General features: G+C 63.2%; 19 protein-coding genes. 14 read left to right on the forward strand and 5 right to left on the reverse strand.

The features are described 5' to 3' along the window. Positions 1-663 carry a ParA family partition ATPase gene (gene parA / locus P3T43_RS04380; RefSeq protein ID WP_429279814.1) on the reverse strand — a complete coding sequence of 221 codons (663 nt, stop codon included), beginning with the start codon at positions 661-663 and terminating at the stop codon, positions 1-3. Between the two features lie 498 nt (positions 664-1,161). Between parA and arsC the strand changes: the two genes are divergently transcribed. From arsC to P3T43_RS04395, 3 genes are all read left to right on the forward strand, one after another. Next, complete coding sequence (gene arsC, locus P3T43_RS04385; protein ID WP_429279815.1) at positions 1,162-1,521, forward strand: arsenate reductase (glutaredoxin); 360 nt, start codon at positions 1,162-1,164, stop codon at positions 1,519-1,521. 220 nt (positions 1,522-1,741) lie between these two features. Continuing rightward, positions 1,742-3,118 carry a gluconate:H+ symporter gene (locus P3T43_RS04390; RefSeq protein ID WP_429279816.1) on the forward strand — a complete coding sequence of 459 codons (1,377 nt, stop codon included), beginning with the start codon at positions 1,742-1,744 and terminating at the stop codon, positions 3,116-3,118. A gap of 4 nt (positions 3,119-3,122) precedes the next feature. Next, on the forward strand, positions 3,123-3,338 hold the full coding sequence (locus tag P3T43_RS04395; RefSeq protein ID WP_429280157.1) for a DUF1272 domain-containing protein: 216 nt from the start codon (positions 3,123-3,125) through the stop codon (positions 3,336-3,338). A 30-nt stretch (positions 3,339-3,368) separates the two neighbouring features. On the opposite strand, the gene P3T43_RS04400 is transcribed toward P3T43_RS04395, so the two are convergent. After that, positions 3,369-3,572 carry a zf-HC2 domain-containing protein gene (locus tag P3T43_RS04400; RefSeq protein WP_429279817.1) on the reverse strand — a complete coding sequence of 68 codons (204 nt, stop codon included), beginning with the start codon at positions 3,570-3,572 and terminating at the stop codon, positions 3,369-3,371. Then, complete coding sequence (locus tag P3T43_RS04405) at positions 3,559-4,167, reverse strand: RNA polymerase factor sigma-70 (RefSeq protein ID WP_429279818.1); 609 nt, start codon at positions 4,165-4,167, stop codon at positions 3,559-3,561. Before P3T43_RS04405 ends, P3T43_RS04400 begins: the two co-directional genes overlap by 14 nt. Positions 4,168-4,668: 501 nt before the next feature. Between P3T43_RS04405 and P3T43_RS04410 the strand changes: the two genes are divergently transcribed. The 3 genes from P3T43_RS04410 (at position 4,669) to P3T43_RS04420 (ending at position 5,829) form a co-directional block, all read left to right on the forward strand. Continuing rightward, a complete protein-coding gene (locus tag P3T43_RS04410) occupies positions 4,669-4,800 on the forward strand; it encodes a hypothetical protein (RefSeq protein WP_429279819.1) in 132 nt (43 codons plus the stop codon). A 460-nt stretch (positions 4,801-5,260) separates the two neighbouring features. After that, complete coding sequence (locus tag P3T43_RS04415; RefSeq protein WP_429279820.1) at positions 5,261-5,545, forward strand: hypothetical protein; 285 nt, start codon at positions 5,261-5,263, stop codon at positions 5,543-5,545. An 11-nt stretch (positions 5,546-5,556) separates the two neighbouring features. Continuing rightward, complete coding sequence (locus P3T43_RS04420; protein WP_429279821.1) at positions 5,557-5,829, forward strand: DUF6723 family protein; 273 nt, start codon at positions 5,557-5,559, stop codon at positions 5,827-5,829. A gap of 360 nt (positions 5,830-6,189) precedes the next feature. On the opposite strand, the gene P3T43_RS04425 is transcribed toward P3T43_RS04420, so the two are convergent. After that, positions 6,190-7,185 (reverse strand): hypothetical protein, encoded by a 996-nt coding sequence (locus P3T43_RS04425; protein WP_429279822.1) that lies wholly within the window; start codon positions 7,183-7,185, stop codon positions 6,190-6,192. A 216-nt stretch (positions 7,186-7,401) separates the two neighbouring features. After that, entirely contained in the window at positions 7,402-9,669 is a 2,268-nt protein-coding gene (locus P3T43_RS04430) for an ATP-binding protein (protein ID WP_429279823.1), read from the reverse strand. 665 nt (positions 9,670-10,334) lie between these two features. Between P3T43_RS04430 and P3T43_RS04435 the strand changes: the two genes are divergently transcribed. The 8 genes from P3T43_RS04435 (at position 10,335) to P3T43_RS04470 (ending at position 18,083) form a co-directional block, all read left to right on the forward strand. Continuing rightward, positions 10,335-10,703, forward strand: coding sequence for a response regulator (locus P3T43_RS04435; RefSeq protein WP_429279824.1), 369 nt, complete (start codon positions 10,335-10,337; stop codon positions 10,701-10,703). Beyond that, complete coding sequence (locus tag P3T43_RS04440; protein ID WP_429279825.1) at positions 10,696-11,319, forward strand: chemotaxis protein CheC; 624 nt, start codon at positions 10,696-10,698, stop codon at positions 11,317-11,319. Before P3T43_RS04435 ends, P3T43_RS04440 begins: the two co-directional genes overlap by 8 nt. Then, positions 11,316-12,254: a sensor domain-containing diguanylate cyclase gene (locus P3T43_RS04445; protein WP_429279826.1), complete on the forward strand. Its 939-nt coding sequence runs from the start codon at positions 11,316-11,318 to the stop codon at positions 12,252-12,254. Before P3T43_RS04440 ends, P3T43_RS04445 begins: the two co-directional genes overlap by 4 nt. A 221-nt stretch (positions 12,255-12,475) precedes the next feature. After that, positions 12,476-13,324, forward strand: coding sequence for a presqualene diphosphate synthase HpnD (hpnD, locus tag P3T43_RS04450; RefSeq protein WP_429279827.1), 849 nt, complete (start codon positions 12,476-12,478; stop codon positions 13,322-13,324). Further along, on the forward strand, positions 13,324-14,592 hold the full coding sequence (hpnE, locus tag P3T43_RS04455) for a hydroxysqualene dehydroxylase HpnE (RefSeq protein WP_429279828.1): 1,269 nt from the start codon (positions 13,324-13,326) through the stop codon (positions 14,590-14,592). The genes hpnD and hpnE overlap by 1 nt, the downstream gene beginning before the upstream one ends. Continuing rightward, positions 14,589-16,712 (forward strand): squalene--hopene cyclase, encoded by a 2,124-nt coding sequence (gene shc, locus P3T43_RS04460; protein ID WP_429279829.1) that lies wholly within the window; start codon positions 14,589-14,591, stop codon positions 16,710-16,712. Before hpnE ends, shc begins: the two co-directional genes overlap by 4 nt. An 86-nt stretch (positions 16,713-16,798) precedes the next feature. Continuing rightward, positions 16,799-17,458: a phosphorylase gene (locus P3T43_RS04465; RefSeq protein WP_429280158.1), complete on the forward strand. Its 660-nt coding sequence runs from the start codon at positions 16,799-16,801 to the stop codon at positions 17,456-17,458. A 145-nt stretch (positions 17,459-17,603) separates the two neighbouring features. Next, the gene (locus P3T43_RS04470) at positions 17,604-18,083 is read left to right on the forward strand and encodes an acyl-CoA thioesterase (RefSeq protein ID WP_429279830.1); all 480 of its coding nucleotides are present in this window, start codon (positions 17,604-17,606) and stop codon (positions 18,081-18,083) included. Positions 18,084-18,115 lie beyond the last annotated feature (32 nt).

Below are 18,115 nucleotides of genomic sequence, written 5' to 3' on the forward strand. Positions count from 1 at the left end.
TCAGGGGAGCAGGGCGGCGATTTCATCTGCGAACGCCCGTACTTCGGCGGCGGCGAGTTTGGCGCCACGGTCATTCATTTGCAGCACGGTCTGCCCTAGGGCCATGGCCTGCTTATAAGCTTCGCGGGTGGGAATCTGGGTTTTGAGCAAGGGAAAACCGAGTTCTTCCAGCGCGCGCTTGAGTTCGCGCGTCAGCATGCGCTTCTCTTCTGTCTTGTTGAGCAGAAAGACCGCACGCAGGTCTTCGTTCATCGCCTGGGCTTGCTGGATCAGTTTGACGAGACCCACGCTCGACCAGTAATCGGCCGGTGATGAGGACGTCGGGATGATGGCCACGGTCGCGGCCAGCAGGACTACGCCAGAAACTTTCTCAGTGATGGAGGGCGGGCAGTCCACGACGATGATGTCGTAGTCCCCTACGAACTTCTTGATCTCGCGGTGGATCTGGCCGCCGAACTCGGAGAGGTTGACCACCGGAAACGGGATCCCGTTCTCGTTATCCGATGATGCGCTGGTCCAGTGAACCAGGGTGTTTTGCCCGTCAGCGTCAACGACAAGGACACGCTTACCTTTCTCATGAAATGCAGCGCCGAGGTGCATCGCGATGGTGCTCTTCCCGACCCCGCCCTTCTGTTGTGTTACCGCGATGATTTCTGCTGCCAATCTTCACCTCCTCTTTTTAGACGCTGATGGATTTTACCTTGATGTATTTGTATTTCAATCTGTTTTATCTGAAATGCACGACGCGTTAGCCATTCGGCAGAGGTTTATGCGCATAAACAGGCGTGGGCGATCTGGGCGTTGGCGAGTCAGCTCTCCGAACCGCTGCAGGAGGTGCTTCAAGTGCCACGCGGTCGCTGCTGATGAACGGACGTGGCAACCGTCTCACTGAAGCCACCGCAAAACGTCGCTTGAATCCGAGCGAGGTCCGCACTTTATGCGCATAAACATCGGGCGAACTACGAGTGAGAAATAAACGTGTCTGCTACGACGGCCTCAGCGCTGCGATAGAACGAAGCCTCAGCCCTGCGTCAGAACGGAGCCTCAGTGCTGCGACAGAACTAACCTTCAACTCTGTCGCTCGTTCGCCAACGTGCAACTCCAGACCGGCCGCTAGAATCCTCTCTCCTACGTCCACCCTCTCCAAACAAAACGCCTCCCATGATCACGATCTATCACAACCCGGGCTGTTCCAAGTCGCGCAGTGCATACGAGTTGATCGTCGACACCCACAACGTCGCAAACGAGCCCGTGGAAATTGTCGAATACCTGAAGCAACCTCTAACGGTGGCCCAGTTGAAAGCGCTAAACGCAATGCTGGGTTGTCCAGTCCGCGCGATGCTGCGCGACACGGAGGAGGTGTACAAAGACTTAGGTCTGAGCCACCCCGAGCTCTCTGACGATCAGTTATACGAAGCGATCGAGCAACATCCCATCCTGATGCAGCGTCCGATCGTGGTCCGCAATGGACGAGCGGTGATCGGACGGCCACCGGAGAATGTCGAAGCGCTCTTCGATTAAATCCACGGACCAACTAACACCACCCAGGCAGAGCACGACAAGATCGCGTGTTACCAGAAACGGCGACGTCGTCCCGCAGCCGCTGGCGTGCGCCTGATCGCGATGAATACGATCCCCTAAAAGTAGGTCCCCGAGCCCCGGCACGCATCACCTCGGCACCCGCTACAATCGCCGTCAGCCAGGTATCGCCGCAGTCGCGTCAACCATCGAAAGGGACATCGTGCAATTACCGACATCACTCGCGCCGTGGTCACCCCACGACACTCAACTGATCCTGTCGTGCGTGCTCGGGCTCGCGCTCATCATCGTTTTCATAAGCGCGCTGAAACTTGCGCCGTTCCTGTCGATTCTGGTCGGCACGTTCGCCGCGGGCTTTACTGCAGGGTTGCCGCTCGAAGCGGTGGCGAGCGCATTCAGCAAGGGCGCGGGTGCGCTGCTCGGCGACGTGGGGATCATCATTGCGCTCGGGGCGATGCTGGGTGCAATGATGGCCGAATCGGGCGCCGCGGACCGGCTCGTATCCACGATCCTCAAGCATTCCACTCCACGGCTGCTGCCCTGGATGATGGCGCTGGTCGCGATCATCATCGGTTTGCCGTTGTTCTTCGAGGTCGGGCTGGTGATGATGGTACCGATCATCTTCGTCATGGCGCGACGCTCCAAACAACCGATCCTGCTGATCGCGATTCCCGCGCTAGCCGGCATGACCACGCTGCATGCTCTGTTGCCGCCTCACCCGGGGCCGTTGATTGCCGTCAGCGCGTTGCACGCCGATCTTGGCTTGACTCTCCTGCTCGGACTGATTGTCGCGATTCCGGCGGTGATTCTGGCCGGTCCGCTCTACGGCATCTGGCTTTCGAAGCGCATGCTCGTGGTCGAACCGGAGGAAATGGGCAAGCTGTTCACGGCGCAGCAGGACGCTGCCGAGCCGCCCAGTTTCGCTCTCTCGCTGATCACGATTCTGTTGCCGGTCATTTTGATGTTGGGGCGCACGGTCGCGAAACTGTTGCTTCAACCGGAAACCTTTCTTTTTAACGCGCTCAACTTTCTCGGCGAACCCTTGGTTGCGCTGGGGCTCACGGTCCTGTTCGCGATCGTCGCGCTCGGCTGGTCGCGTGGCATGCCACGTGATCGTGTTGGCGGCATCCTGCGCAAGAGTCTGCCGCCGATCGCTGCCCTGCTGCTGACCATCGGCGCAGGCGGAGGGCTCAAGCAGGCGTTGGTAGTCGCCGGCATCAGCACGACGGTCGGCAAGATCGCCGTGGGCGCCCATATGCCGCTCATCCTGCTCGCCTGGTTGATCGCCGTCGCCTTGCGTCAGGCCACGGGTTCGGCCACCGTCGCGACAACCACGACGGCTGGCATTGTCGCTCCGGTCGTCATCGGCCTGAGTCCCACGCACAATTCGCTGATGGCACTGGCGATCGGCGCGGGATCGGTATTTTTCTGCCACGTGAACGACGCGGGCTTCTGGATGGTGCGCGAGTATTTCGGCCTGAAACTGAAGCAAACGGTATTCGTGTGGTCGATCCTGCAAACGATTGTGTCGGTGGTCGGTCTCGCTCTCACACTCGTGATGTGGAGTGTGCTGACCTGAGGCGATTGCGACACGGCGACACGGTGAGGCTTGCGCGTTGAGCGCACAGTGCAACGTGTGTCCAAATTGCGGTGGCAACTTCGTGCACCGGCCAATCCGTCCGCGCGCGATGCCCACGAAACATCCAGCCAGCACGCAGCGGCGCGAGCCGCACGTCGACGAACCCACGCACGCGGCCTTTATCGATCGTGATCACGCAACGCCGCCCGGCGAGCGCTAGCCGATTACGCTGCCCGCGCCATGCGACGCCTCAGTCTTCTGAATGGCTGTCACTCGTGCGCTCAAGACCGCTGACCTCACGCGACGCCGCCCGCAGCAGACCGATGTGTTTGCGGTAGTTGCGGCATCCGCTGCACGTCGGCAGATGCAGGCCGACGGCAATCCATTCACCGGTTGTCAATGGCCGATCCAGCGCGTCCGATAGCAGACGCGTGATGTTCTTACACTTCCCCATTCGCATCCTCCCTCGATAGCCCTTTCTCGGTCAGGCAGGTGCGCAGCCTGAGTCGCGCGCGATAGATCAGGACGCTGCAGTGGTTGGCGGTCATCTGCAATTCGGTGCAGATCTCGTCCGTCTCCAGGTCGAGAAACTCGCGCATCATGAACACCCGGCCAATGTTTTCCGGCAGATGGTCAAGACACATTTCGAAGAGTTGCCAGAACTGCTGTTGTCGTAGTGCGGTCTCGGGTGTTGGCCAGGGGCGCGGTTTCCCCTCTCGCGACCAGTGGCCGTTGTCCTTGAAGAGCTCGCGGTCGAGCAACGCTTCGCCGTCCAGTTCGGAGTCCAGATCGGACAGGTTCACGGTCCGTTTGCGAGCGCGCAAGGTGTCGACGAGCTTATGTCGCAGAATCCCGAACACCCACGTCTTGTGCTCCGATTGCGCGGCGAAGCGCTCGGCTTGTGACCACGCAGCCGCGAGCGCTTCCTGTACCGCGTCTTCGGCAGCGGTCGCATCGCGCAATTGCAGCCGCGCGAAGCGCAACAGGTCGCGTCGCAAGCGCATCAGATAGATCGGGTCGTCGAGCGCCGGGCCAGCCGTCTGCGTCATGCGAGCCTCCGGCGTGTCGTGCGCAGGCGCTCCGCAATCCGCCTCCCAGCTAGTCTGCTGCGTCTGCCCGCGAGATTTGCAAGATCGATGGTCTTCATGAGGTGGTGTTTTTCTGGGCGCTCGAGGTGGCTCCCGCGCCCATTCTCTCGCACGCTCTCGCTGGAGCGAACTGGAATTCAACATGGCTGCGTCCGTCTTCGGTGACTTCGACTCGGGTAAGTCGCTCGAAGACCTCATTTATGACAGCCGCGGCCGCGGAAATTAATTGTTGTGAGATTTGAGAGCTCCGATCGGGAAGATGCGCGCTCCGCCTTGCCTGGCAACGCCGTAGGGGTAGAAATCAAGCGCAGTTTCCGCTGCCGACACGTCGATTATTGCGTCTACAGGGACACTATCTTCCCAAATTTGCGGTTTTTAAGGAGGGGCTTCATCGATATCCTTCAGCCACCGAACCGATCGGCCCCCGATCGCCACGCCTACGCTGAGTTGAGGAGTATCACCATGAAACGCGTCATTTCCGCCCTGATCGCATCCGTCGCCCTGTTTGCCGCTGTCTCGGGTGTCGCCGACGCTGCTGCGCCGGCCAAGTGCAACGGTCCTGCTTCGTATTGCAATGTGTTTTTCGGTCAGTAAGCGCGGTTGAATTTGCTTGAAGATGGGCGCCGTGGAGGCGCCCTTTTTTTTACTAAGGAAAACAGAATTTCTGCTTTCCTTAAAAAACAATCTGCGTGTCGCGCCCACAGGCGTTTTTCTCTGCATGCGACTCCGCTTTGAATATCCCAGCTTTTCAGGTCGCACACGTGCTACAGTGGGTCAGCCGCTTGTAGATCTCTCGCGCGCTAGCGCCGACCCACCCAAGTCTTCGCCTTTTTGCGCTCCCCGGATCGATCAGGATCCCGTCTTTTATGTCACTTCGCGTGATCGCCGGCCCTATCTCATGGATGCGACCGTCGTGCACGTGCAGCGACAGCCCCTGCGCCCATCGCAGGACCGCCTGCCGCTGACAATGCAGTGCGCAGTAGCGCGGGCGGCACATCATCGACGCAAACGCCACTGCTCTCGGCTGGCAGGTCATTCAACGGAGACGACTATCATGAATAACATCGTTAGAACTTACCGCGGTCTCGAGATCTATCCGTTGGTGTATCCGCATCAGCCGCGCGGCGCGAACGGGACACGTCATTACGACGAGGGTTTCGATGCGGCGGTGAAAATCTGCCGGCGTGGTACCGACAACACCGTGACGACGAGCCGCGTATTCCGCGTGCCGAGCCGTTCTCCCTTCGGAACCACGGGCGACGCACGCATGGCGTCGGCGAGTCACGCGGAACTCGTCATTGACGGCATGGTTGCCGGACAGTCGATCGTCGGCTTGTGAGTCGCATATCGATGACCTATTCCACCCATGCCCGGCGCGAAGCGCCACAGGATCAATCGGACCGCGCCGGCCGCGGCAACTATCTCGTCGCGGTGTCGTCGCGCCGTACATCGAGCGGGACGGTGCCCACGCTCAAGGTCACACGGTTGAGCGACGCCCGCGTGATCTATCCGTTTCAGGGGCACGCCGACATGCCACTCTTCGATAACGCGCAAGCGGCCGAACTCTACGCACACACGTATGGCCTGCAACTGGTCGATGGGGACATTGCGGTGCCGGAATGAGTGCGGGAATAGATCGCGCAGTGCCAAGCACGCGCCCGCGGGGTCGACTACGGGCGGTTTTACTGACCGGGCATCGACACCTGTCACAAATTCCTGCTCGGTTGTCACAGTTTCTCTTGTGTTCTTAATAAACGGGACTTTTGCCTGAAATCGTCTCAGACCGGAGACATGCTTGACTGGAAAGGCAAAACTGTCACTTATCCACAAGGTTATTCAGTGAAATTGTGGATAACTTTGGTGCGCTCACGGTTATCCACTGCGCGTACCGCGAAGATCGCCTTCGTCGTCCAAGGAGCTAGTGGCGCAGTCCGCGCTACTAGCTCTTGATTGCACGCCTGCGAAGTCCGACGACGGTATCCGTCAAACGTGGTGATGTCCCGTTACCCGATCCCAGCCATGCCGCACTGCTGCCTTGACGCGCTCCCACGTGTCAGATGTACCGGGGGAGGTCGTTTCCCAGTGGCGACGTGCTTCCGGCTCGACCTCCTCCCACGGACGGTCGCGATAGCGTGCGTCATGGGCAAGCGTCGCGCCGTACCGGTATGCGGGCACATAGTCTTCATAGCGATCCTGATCGCTCGCATACAGTTCGTCGTAGTGACCCCGGAAGTCCTCTTCGTACTCGAGAAACTCGTCCGGAATGACCTGCTCCTCGAGCGGCTCGGGACGGCGCGCAGCCGGCGCGGTCTCGACGGGCGTAAACACCGCGCCGAAGCCCGGCGCGCTACCCGCGGCAATGGTGTTGAGCGTCGCCGCTTCGCTGAACGGCGGTTGCATCGTCAACGGATCGTCTGTCAGCGGATCACGCGGCACGGGCGACGGTTCAGGCGGCACGCGCGACGCGCTGCGCAGCGGATCATCCCGCAGCGGGTCGCTCCGCGGTGGCACATCCCCGGGCTGGATCTCGGCGGCCCGGCGGTTTGCACCGCCAATGCCAAGTTCGTCGAGCACCGAGTGTTCGCGGCGCGTCACGGGATCGTTCAGCGTCGTGTCCCAACCCGGCAAACGTTCGCCTACGTCACTGGCGCCGAGCCGCGTCAGCGCGGCGCCCGCGAGTTCCGCGTGCGCTTCGCTGGCCGCGCTGATGCAGACGAGCACGGCGCCGCGGCGCACGGCGTCCGTATAGCGCTCGGCTTCCTCCGGACGCGGTTCCTTGGCGAACAGGCTGGCAATGAAGCGCTCGATGTTGGCGAGAACGCTGGCATTGGCCACCGCGTCGGTCGCTGCAGTGGCGGTCGGCACGGGGTTGGCCTGCAGTTCGATGGTGTCAATGGCGAACCCGGTCTGCACCAGCGTGTCACGGGCGTTTTCCGCTTGGGAATAGGTGTCGAATAATCCGATCACGGTATGTCGCATGGCTGTCTCCCGACTTTTATTGACGGCCGCCGCAATTGCGCAGGGCCTGACATAAGTCGGAAGCGCAACGATCGTGCCGGGTCCCGCGGCGTCTCAGCAGTGGCCGGCCGGCGGAACCTCACCGCGCTTGCCTGGCGGCGCGGCGAGCGACCGCCAGAATGGGACGGGCGGTTTTACAAAACCCGGTAATTCGCGCAGCGAAGCGCGAGATCGGGCCTAATCCGCGGAGTGCGAGCTCGTTTGCGCCAGTTGGCGCTGAAGATCGAGCAGAAGCTTTTCGAGCAGTGCGATATCGAAGGGTTTGGACAGCACCCGCACATCGACGTGGCGCGCCCGGTCGAGTTCTTCCGCATAACCCGTGACGAGGATCACCGGCAGGCGGGTTTCGAACGCCTGGATGGCTTCGGCCAGATCGATACCGTTCGTCGCGCCCGGCATGTGGATGTCGGAAATCACCAGGTCGAACGGCAATGGCTCGCCGGTGCGCGCCTGCTTCGCGTGGGCGTCGTCGAACAGGCGCAGCGCGGTATCGGCGTTGAAGACGCCGGTGACCTGGTGCCCCATCATCTGTAGCAGGGCTTCGGTGCCGGCGGCCACTTCCTCGTTATCCTCGACCAGCAGGATGCGCAGACCCTGCGGCGCGCTGGTGTCTTCGACGTTCGGCTCGGGCGGTCGCTCGGCTTCCGGAAGCGCAGCCGCGCGCGGCAGGTAGAGCCTGATCGAGGTGCCCGCGCCGATCGCGCTGTCGATCGCGGCGAGTCCGCCGGAGCGCTCGCAGAACGCGAAAACCTGCGGCAGGCCAAGTCCCGTGCCCATGCCTTTCGGCTTGGTCGTGAACAGCGGCTCGAAAGCCCGCGCCAGTACATCCGGCGGCATACCGACGCCCGTGTCTTCGAGCGAAAGCTGCACGAAATCGCCCGTCAGCGGAAAGCCATCGTCATGACGGAAAGTGATGTTGGCCGCGCGCACCGTGAAACGGCCGCCGTTGGGCATCGCATCGCGCGCGTTGACGGCGATGTTGATCAGCGCAAGTTCGAGTTCGGCGACGTCGACCCGCATGGGCCAGACGTCGGTTCCGATGTCGATCACCAGCGAAACCTTTGCGCCCAGCGAGGCGCTCAGCAGTTCGCGACAGGCCGGCAGCCAGCCATCGACCGCGAGCGTCTCGTTGCGCAGCGGCTGCTTGCGCGCGACGCCCAGCAATTGCCGGGTAAGCGACTGGCCGCTCTTGAGCGCGCGCTCGATGGCGGACAGTTCGCGATCGAGCCCGGGCGCGCCGCGCCGCCGCGCGATCTGCACGTTCGCCGAGACGATCATCAGCAGGTTATTGAAATCGTGCGCCACGCTGCCGACCAGATTGCCGAGCGCCTCCATCTTGCGCGACTGCCGGTAGGCCGATTCGATCGAACGGCGCATCGACGCTTCGGCCTGCCAGCGCTCCCACGCTTCCTCTTCCGCCCCGAGACGCCGCATCGAGAGCCAGATCACACACCACAGCACGATGGAGGGCGTGAACATCGACAGGATCAGCACGCTCAGATGGCGATACCACGCGGCCCAGATTGCCGAGGTGCGGTAGCCGCACGAGACATACACGGGATAAGCGCCGACCCGCCGGTAGGCCAGGATCAGATTGTCGTGGTCGAACACCGAGCGCATCCGGACCACGCCGGCGTGGCTGCCATTGGCGAGGGCGTCGGAAAAGGGCGTGTGCGGCGCGATCATGGCTGGTTGACCGGGCGCGGCAGGGTAATGGGCGAGGACCGAGCCGTCGGCGCGGATCAGGCTCATGGTCATTGGCGTGTCGTGGCGGCCCAGCAGTTCCTGATAGAACGCACTGAAATAATCGGGCCGCAGCGCGACCGAGACGACCCCGGCGAACGCACCGTCCGCGCCGCGCCGTGGGACACCGGTGTTGAAGACGTTTTCGCCGGCTACCTGGCCGAGCATGTCCTTCGAGACATGCTCGAGCACTTCGCCGTCGCGAATGCCGATAAAGTCGTCGCGCTTCGCAATCGACAAGGGCGGGGCCGGGTAAAAGCGGCTGCTGCCGAGCAGCGTGCCGTCCTGGCCGAAAATCGACACTGCTGCAACCTGCGGATAGCCGCCGCCCATGGTGCGCAGCTTGTCGTGAATATCGGCTTCGCGGGCGCGGATGCCGTCGTCGTCGAGACCCTGCACGAGATCGACGACGCGCGCGTCGAGCGCCTCGTTCATATCGAACACTTTCAGCGCGTGTTCCTCGGCGACGCGCACCGTGCGCAGCGTCAGGTCGGTTGCGTCCGCTTCGCGGGCCCGTAGATCGCTGAAGGCCATGGCCGCAACGTACACGCACGGCAGCACGATCGCCGCCAGCAGCAGGGCGATCAGCGTCATGCGCCGGACATGGAAATTCTGTTCGGGCACAGCCGGGAACAGTGCGTCGTCCTCCCGGTCAGGGGAGAGGCGGCTCGCTTCACGCGGGTCGGACCGATCGGGTGTCATCTTGAATACCGCTGCAATCGTCAGAGACGGGAAAACTTACAGTTACCATCATACGAGAACCCCGAAATTGACCGGAAAAGATCCGTCGGGGCGGTAAGAATAGACCACACAGCATATTCGGAAGTTAGCGACGAATCCGGAAGCGCAAACGTACACAAAAGTATAAACAGCGTAACCCATCAGTCTGACGATTGAAAATTTTCCTGTAATGGCGAAATGAGAGTGACTTCTGTTCGTTAAATCCGTTTTGACGAGTTGCCTTTTCGCTCAATTAATCTCAGAATCTGTCACACGATAATTAGTGCGTCTGCCATGCTCAGATGCACAGCCGCGAGGGCCAGCCAGACAACGCACATCAGGCGTGACGGAGGGAGCTCGCGGAAACGCGCGCGACAGGCTGGAGTTCGCCTTTTCCACTCAGCCGCGCAGAATCACCTACGGGGTAGGCTCGAACATGCCGGTCATCGTTATCGTCCCACGTGCGCTCACGCGCACCCGCATCGTTCCTCTCGCACGCGCGTTCGCGTGCGCTCCCTCGGCTGTTTGCAATCTGTATTCCCATTTGCAGCGGGATTTCCTGCCGCCGGCCCGACTTCGGCTTTGCTAAAGAATTTTTGATCTGAGCCGTTAACGCGACTGAGATAATCCCGTATCCAGACCCCGCCATGTCATTGCCCATTGTGATCGCCGACGATTCGCTGCTTGCCCGCAAGGTGCTCACAAAGGCGCTGCCGCCGGATTGGGATGTCGACATCAGCTACGCATCGAACGGCCGCGAAGCGCTCGCGTTGTACCGCGAAGGCAAGGCGTCCGTCATGTTCCTCGACCTGACCATGCCGGATATGACCGGCTATCAGGTGCTGGAGGCTTTGCAGCACGAGGACCTCAACACGTTCGTTATCGTGGTGTCCGCCGACGTGCAGCCCATGGCGCAGGAGCGCGTACGTTCGCTCGGCGCGATTGCCTTCATCCCCAAGCCGGTCGGCCCCGAGGCGCTACTACCCATCCTCAAGGAGTACGGGTTGTATGTTTGAGCCAGTCCTCAACGAAGATCAGCGCGACGCGCTGCAAGAGGTCGCCAACCTCGCGATGGGCCAGGCCGCGACTCGCCTGGGGCGGCTGCTCGACACGTTCATCGAACTGTCGGTGCCGCGCGTGCAGGTCGTCGAGATCAGCAAGGCGGCGGCGGCATTGCGCGAAATGACCGGCATCGAGGAGTCCGTGAGCGCGGTGCGCCAGGGCTTTCGCTCGGACATCAAGGGCGAGGCGCTGGTGATCTGCCGCAGCGGCAGCATCGAGCAGCTGTGCTCGCTGGTCAACGACCCGTACCCGCGTTCCGCCTACGAGCAGGTGAGCCAGCAGGAACTGATCTTCGACGTCGCCAACGTGCTGACGGGGGCATGCGTTTCGAGCATTTTCGAGCAACTCGGTCGCACGCCGGTGTTTTCGGCCCCCGGCCTGCTCGGTGAGGCGATGTCGCTTGACGACGTGTTCCAGCCTGGCGTGCTCGCCTGGGAAGTGGCGCTGCTGGTCGAAGTCAATTTCGCGCTCGAAGACCAGAGTTTCCGCGCTCATCTGGTGATGCTCATGGCCCAGGAATCGATCCGTCACATGAATCACGCGCTCGACGCGTTGCTGTCCAGTCTATGAATGGGCCCGCTGCTTCGTTAAGCGACCTCGTTGTCGAGCGCGTCGGCTTCGGCATTTTCGTTCTCGATCGGGACATGAAGGTGCTGATGTGGAACCGCTTCATGCAGGACCACAGCGGCTTGTCGGCCGAGCGGGTGGTTGGCAAGTCGATTTTCGCCAGTTTCCCCGAACTGCCGCGCGTGTGGCTGACCCGCAAGCTCGAGAGCGTGTTCCAGCTCGGCAGCTTTGCCTTCAGTTCGTGGGAGCAGCGCCCGTATCTGTTCAAGTTCGACCACGACCGGCCCATTACCGGCGGCGTCGATTTCATGCAGCAGGACTGCACTTTCATGCCGCTCACGCGTGAGCGGGAAGTGGTGGCCGTGTGCGTGACCATCTCGGACGTGACGCACGTCAGCATCGTGCAACGCGAACGCGAAGAAGCGGTCGCCAAGCTGCAGGAATATGCGGACCGCGACGGCCTGACCGGCATCGCCAATCGCCGCTTCTTCGAATCCCGGCTACGCGACGAATACACGCGCTGGCAGCGCTATGGCGGCGATATGTCGGTGCTGCTGTTCGATCTGGACCACTTCAAGAAGATCAACGACCAGTTCGGTCACGTGGTCGGCGATTCGGTGTTGCGCGAGATGGCGCAGCGGGTCGCCCAGGTCGTGAGGGTGCAGGATACGTTCGGCCGCTTCGGCGGTGAGGAATTCGCGCTGCTGCTGCCGTGCACGCCGCTTGAAGACGCCATGCAGGTCGCGGAAAAGATCCGCCATACGATCGGCGACGTATCGGTCGACGTGCAGGGCGTGTCCGTGCCGGTGACGGCAAGCGTGGGGGGTGCCGCGGCGCGCGTCGGGGTGCCTAACTACGACGTCCTGATCAACGAAGCCGACGCGGCGCTCTACAGCGCCAAGCGGCAGGGCCGCAACCGGTCGGTCGCCTTTATCTGAGGTGCGGCCGCGAGCCGCGCCGGGCGTACCACGCGGCGTGTGATCCGGCAATAATGGCCGACTCTACCGGCCTAAACTGCGTTATCCCGCAAAGATTGTTATACTTTTCGGCGTTTCCGGCATCCTGGCCGGCGTATTTGCGCGTGTCCGCGCGCGCGGCTCACCCTGCGGTGGGCGCGACTTCTTGACCGCCTCCAGAGGGCCCCTCAGCGGAGATCGTCTTGGCTGTTTCCAATCTTGTCGTGGACGATACAGAAACCGACGCCGCTGCCGCAACATCGGGCAGCTCGTTTTATCTTGCGATGCGCATCCTGCCGGCTGCGCAGCGCGACGCGATGTATCAGGTCTACGCTTTTTGCCGCGCTGTCGACGATATTGCCGACAGCGATCTGCCGCGCGCCGAGCGTGCCGCAGGGCTCGAACAATGGCGTGCCGACATCGACGCCTGCTATGCCGGCGCGCCGCGCGCTTCATTGCGCGCGCTGACGCGGCACATCCATACGTTTCACCTGCAACGCGAAGATTTTCACGCGATGATCGACGGTATGGCGATGGATGCCGCCGCCGATATCTGCGCGCCTGACGAGGACACGCTCGATCTGTATTGCGATCGGGTCGCGAGTGCCGCGGGTCGTTTATCGGTGAGGGTATTCGGGATGCAGGAAGAGCCTGGCCGCCTGCTGGCGCACCACCTCGGCCGCGCGCTGCAGTTGACCAACATCCTGCGCGATATCGACGAAGACGCCGGCATCAACCGCTGCTATCTGCCGCGCGAACTGCTGGCGCTGGAAGGCATCGCCACCACCACGCCGCATACCGTCACCGACGACCCGTCGCTGCCGCGTGTCTGCGCCAAGCTGGTGGCGCGCGCCCGACAGCACTTCGCCCAGGCGGACGCGATCATGGACGCCACGCCGCGCAATCAGGTCCGCGCCCCGCGCATCATGTCCGGGGTCTATCGCTGTCTACTCGATCGCACCGTTGAGCGCGGTTTCGATCTGCCGCGCACGAAGGTCGGCAAGCCGCGCGCGCGCCTGCTGTGGATCCTGGCGAAGTACGCCTTTTTCTGATGCCAAAGCTCGTCCACGTGATCGGCGCGGGCCTCGCCGGTCTGGCCGCTGCGGTGCAATTGCAGCGGCGCGGCGCGCAGGTCGTGCTGCACGAGGCGGCTGAACAGGCCGGTGGACGGTGCCGCTCGTATTACGATCGCACACTTGGCGCGACCATCGACAGTGGCAATCATGTGGTGCTGTCCGGCAATGCCGCGACGCTGAATTATTTACGCGCGATCGGCGCTGCGGACGAACTGACGGGACCGGCCCAGGCCGAGTACCCGTTCATGGACCTCGCAACGCGCGCGCGCTGGACCGTACGCCTGTCGGCTGGGCGCCTGCCCTGGTGGATCTTCGATCAAACGGCGCGGGTGCCGAACACCCACCCGAGCGACTATCTGACCCTCGCGCCGCTGCTGTTCGCGAAGCCTGGCCGCACCATGGCGCAGACCATGCGCTGCGACGGCGTGCTGTGGGACCGCTTGCTGCGGCCGCTGTTCCGGATGGTGCTCAACCACGAACCGCGTGATGCCAGCGCCGAGCTGGCGGCGGCGGTGGCGCGCGAAACCCTTGCGGCAGGCGGCCCGGCGAGCCGCCCGCTGGTCGCGCGCAATGGCCTGGGGAGCGCCTTTGTCGATCCGGCGTTGCGTCTGTTGCAGCATGGCGGCGCCGCGATCCGGCTGGGTGCGCGGTTGCAGCAGATCGTGTTTGCGGACACGGGCCGGGTGAGCGCGCTGGATTTCGCCGGCGAGGAGCGCCTCGCACTCGACGCCGGCGCGGCCGTGGTACTGGCGGTACCGCCAACGGTCGCGCGCACGCTGGTGCCCGGGTTGCAGGCGCCGCGGCGCTTTAGCGCGACCGTCAATGTGCACTTCGCGGTCGAACTGCCATTCGGCGTGCCGCCGCTGACCGGCCTGCTCAATGGCACCGCCGAGTGGCTGTTCGCGTTCGACGGACGCCTTTGCGTGACGATCAGCGGCGCGGAGCGGCTGTTGGATACGCCGCACGACATCCTCGCGCAGACGCTGTGGGCGGAAGTGGCCCAGGTTGCCAGCTTGCCGCTCGAACCCATGCCGGCGTGGCGCGTCGTCATGGAATCGCAGGCGACGTTCGCCGCTGTGCCTGGCGAGGAGATGCATCGTCCCGGCACGCGCACACGCTGGAAAAACCTCATGCTCGCGGGAGACTGGACGGCCACCGGCCTGCCCGCGACGATCGAAGGGGCGATCCGCTCAGGCCAGAAGGCCGCGGATACGCTGCTGAACGAACCGATGGAACGCAGATGAACGACTTATCCCTTGCCCGGACGACCGGCAACGAATCGCCCGATTCACCCGAGACGCGTGGTCTCGCCGCTGGCGCCGACGCGGCGGCCGCAGCCGTTACGACGCCCGACGCGGTAGTGAGCACGGCCGCCGCTAATGAAACCGCAGTGTCCATTTCACCTGACGCCGCGGCGATTCCGGCGACGCAGACCAGCGCAGCACTCGACGCCGCCGTCACGCGAGCCACCGACGCGATTCTTGCCGCGCAGAAGCCGGACGGCCACTGGGTCTACGAGCTCGAAGCGGACGCAACCATCCCCGCCGAATACGTGCTGCTGGTCCACTATCTCGGCGAAGCGGCGAATCCGGAACTGGAGCAGAAGATTGCGCGCTATCTGCGCCGCATCCAGCTGCCCAACGGCGGATGGCCGCTCTTCACCGACGGCGCGCTCGACGTCAGCGCGAGCGTCAAGGCTTACTTCGCACTGAAGATGATCGGCGAGCCGGAAGACGCCGACCACATGCGCCGCGCTCGCGAAGCGATTCTGGCGCACGGCGGCGCGGAAGCCGTGAACGTGTTCACGCGCATCCTGCTGGCGTTGTTCGGCGTGGTGTCGTGGTACGCCGTGCCGATGATGCCGGTCGAAATCATGCTGTTGCCGCAATGGTTCCCGTTCCATCTGTCGAAGGTGTCGTACTGGGCGCGGACCGTGATCGTGCCGCTGCTCGTGCTGAACGCGAAGCGGCCGGTGGCGCGTAACCCGCGCGGCGTGCGGATCGACGAACTGTTCCACGGCGCGCCCGTCACGACCGGCTTGCTGCCGCGTGCGCCGCATCAGAGCAAGGGCTGGTTCACCTTCTTCCGTGGCGTGGATCACGTGCTGCGCCTGGTCGACGGCCTGTTTCCGAAGTACACGCGCGAGCGCGCGGTCAAGGCGGCTCAGACCTTCGTCGACGAACGCCTGAACGGCGAAGACGGACTCGGCGCGATTTTCCCGGCCATGGCCAACTCGGTGATGATGTATGACGTGCTGGGTTATCCGGCCGATCACCCGAGTCGCGCGATTGCCCGTCAGTCGATCGACAAGCTGCTCGTCATCAAGGACGACGAAGCGTATTGCCAACCGTGCCTCTCGCCGGTATGGGATACCTCGCTCGTCGCCCATGCGCTGCTCGAAACCGGCGACCCGCGCGCCGAACAGGCCGCCGAGCGCGGCCTGGAATGGCTGCGTCCGCTGCAGATTCTCGACGTGCGCGGCGACTGGATCTCGCGCCGCGCGGACGTACGGCCCGGCGGCTGGGCGTTCCAGTACGCCAATCCTTATTATCCGGACGTCGACGATACGGCCGTGGTCGTCATGGCGATGCAGCGATCGGCCGGGCTCACGCGGTCGAACGTCGACGATCAGGCGATTGCCCGCGCCCGCGAGTGGGTGGTCGGCATGCAGAGCAGCGACGGCGGCTGGGGCGCATTCGAGCCGGAAAACACCCAGTACTACCTGAACAACATTCCGTTCTCCGATCACGGCGCATTGCTCGATCCGCCCACTGCGGACGTGTCGGGCCGCTGCCTGTCCATGCTCGCGCAACTGGGCGAGCTGCCGGCGAACAGCGAGCCGGCGCGGCGCGCCTATGACTACATGCTCAAGGAGCAGGAACCGGACGGTAGCTGGTACGGCCGTTGGGGCATGAACTACGTCTACGGTACCTGGACGGCGCTCTGTTCGTTGAATGCAGCCGGCATGGCGCACGATGATCCGCGTATCAAGCGTGCCGCGCAGTGGCTCGTGTCGATCCAGAACGATGACGGCGGCTGGGGCGAAGACGGCACGAGCTACAAGCTGGACTACCGCGGCTACGAACGGGCGGCGAGCACAGCGTCGCAGACGGCCTGGGGCCTGATGGGGCTGATGGCGGCAGGCTGCGTCGACCATCCGGCGGTGGCGCGCGGCATCGAATACCTGCTGCGCGAGCAGCGCGAACACGGTCTGTGGGACGAAACCCGCTTCACGGCAACCGGCTTCCCGCGCGTGTTCTATCTGCGTTATCACGGCTATCGCAAGTTCTTCCCGCTCTGGGCGCTGGCGCGTTACCGGCAACTGAAGCGCGACGGGCTGACGCGCGTTGTGGTCGGAATGTGAAGGTGAGCACGTCCACGCGCTCTACACAGTCGGTTGCGTCGTCGCGGGTCGCGAGCGGCAGCTTGCCGGTGATCGCCGTCACCGGCATGGCCTTCGAGGCGCGGATCGTGCGCGGCGAGGGCATCGAGGTGGTGTACGCCGCACGCGCCGATCTGCTCGAGCGGGCGCTGAGCGCCGCGGTCGCTCGCGGCTGCTCGGGGATTATCAGTTTTGGCACCGCTGGAGGTCTTGCTCCTGATCTGGCGCCTGGCGCCGTGATCGTTGCGGATGCGGTGGAAGGCCCGCTCGGGCGCTTCGCCACCGATTTACGCTGGTCCGACCGGCTGGCCGCCGCGCTGGCGGCGACGCCAATCGGCACGCGCCTGCACCGTGGTCTGCTGGCCGGCGTTACGACGCCGCTGACGGGTGCACAAGACAAAGCCGTGCTGCATCGATCCAACGGCGCGCTCGCGGTGGACATGGAGTCGCATATCGCTGGCGCCATTGCTGCCTCGCACGGTGTGCCATTCACCGTGTGCCGCGCGATTGTCGATCCTGCGTGGCGCACGCTGCCGTCTGCTGCGACGGCGGGACTGCGCGACGACGGTAGTACCGCCATTGCACCGATCCTGCGCGAATTGCTGAAGCAACCGTCACAGCTTTGGCCCTTGCTACAGGTCGCCGCCGATGCCCGCGCCGCGCGCACGGCGCTGGTCCAGGCGCGTCGGGCGCTCGGTGCGGCGAGCGCACTGCAGCTGACGATCTGAGTCAGAGTCGATAACGACGGGCGGCCCTATGGAGGCCATTTTTTGGTGACCAAGGGAAAACCCTTATATTTGGTATAATCTAGGTATTAACCCTAGGTTTCGATCCCCCGATCGAGCCCCCATCACCTTACGAAGGGGATACCAGATGAATTTTCACACCAGAAAATGGGTCAAGCCTGAAGATCTCAATCCCAACGGCACCTTGTTCGGCGGAAGCCTGCTGCGCTGGATCGATGAAGAAGCTGCCATCTACGCCATCTGCCAGCTGGACAACCAGCGTGTGGTGACCAAGTTCATGTCGGAGATCAATTTCGTCAGCTCGGCGCGCCAGGGCGACATCATCGAGCTCGGGATGACCGCGACGGATTTCGGCCGCACGTCGATCACGCTGCGCTGTGAAGTGCGCAACAAGGTCACGCGCAAGAGCATTCTGACGGTGGAGAAGATGGTGTTCGTCAATCTCGGCGAAAACGGCGAACCGGCTCCGCATGGCCGCACCCGGATTCGCTACGCAGACGAAGCGTTCGAGCGGTATCGTGCGGATTTGAGCCCGGCTACGCAGCCCGCGGTGAGCGCGAGCGTCGAGGAAGTGACGGCTCGCGTCGAAGCCGACACCATGCACTGAAGACGACACGCGCGAAAGTGGCCTGAGCGGCA

Source organism: Paraburkholderia sp. GAS41 (assembly GCF_050436545.1).
Taxonomy (GTDB): Bacteria; Pseudomonadota; Gammaproteobacteria; order Burkholderiales; family Burkholderiaceae; genus Paraburkholderia.

Bases quoted from the DNA above. Each gene is read 5' to 3' on its own strand.
- P3T43_RS04415 (WP_429279820.1), top strand. From the start codon at position 5,261: ATGAATAACATCGTTAGAACTTACCGCGGTCTCGAGATCTATCCGTTG.
- shc (WP_429279829.1), top strand. From the start codon at position 14,589: ATGAACGACTTATCCCTTGCCCGGACGACCGGCAACGAATCGCCCGAT.
- P3T43_RS04410 (WP_429279819.1), top strand. From the start codon at position 4,669: ATGAAACGCGTCATTTCCGCCCTGATCGCATCCGTCGCCCTGTTTGCC.
- arsC (WP_429279815.1), top strand. From the start codon at position 1,162: ATGATCACGATCTATCACAACCCGGGCTGTTCCAAGTCGCGCAGTGCA.
- P3T43_RS04400 (WP_429279817.1), bottom strand. From the start codon at position 3,572: ATGGGGAAGTGTAAGAACATCACGCGTCTGCTATCGGACGCGCTGGAT.
- P3T43_RS04435 (WP_429279824.1), top strand. From the start codon at position 10,335: ATGTCATTGCCCATTGTGATCGCCGACGATTCGCTGCTTGCCCGCAAG.
- hpnE (WP_429279828.1), top strand. From the start codon at position 13,324: ATGCCAAAGCTCGTCCACGTGATCGGCGCGGGCCTCGCCGGTCTGGCC.
- P3T43_RS04465 (WP_429280158.1), top strand. From the start codon at position 16,799: ATGGCCTTCGAGGCGCGGATCGTGCGCGGCGAGGGCATCGAGGTGGTG.
- P3T43_RS04430 (WP_429279823.1), bottom strand. From the start codon at position 9,669: ATGACACCCGATCGGTCCGACCCGCGTGAAGCGAGCCGCCTCTCCCCT.
- P3T43_RS04425 (WP_429279822.1), bottom strand. From the start codon at position 7,185: ATGCGACATACCGTGATCGGATTATTCGACACCTATTCCCAAGCGGAA.
- P3T43_RS04420 (WP_429279821.1), top strand. From the start codon at position 5,557: ATGACCTATTCCACCCATGCCCGGCGCGAAGCGCCACAGGATCAATCG.
- P3T43_RS04440 (WP_429279825.1), top strand. From the start codon at position 10,696: ATGTTTGAGCCAGTCCTCAACGAAGATCAGCGCGACGCGCTGCAAGAG.
- P3T43_RS04470 (WP_429279830.1), top strand. From the start codon at position 17,604: ATGAATTTTCACACCAGAAAATGGGTCAAGCCTGAAGATCTCAATCCC.
- P3T43_RS04405 (WP_429279818.1), bottom strand. From the start codon at position 4,167: ATGACGCAGACGGCTGGCCCGGCGCTCGACGACCCGATCTATCTGATG.
- P3T43_RS04445 (WP_429279826.1), top strand. From the start codon at position 11,316: ATGAATGGGCCCGCTGCTTCGTTAAGCGACCTCGTTGTCGAGCGCGTC.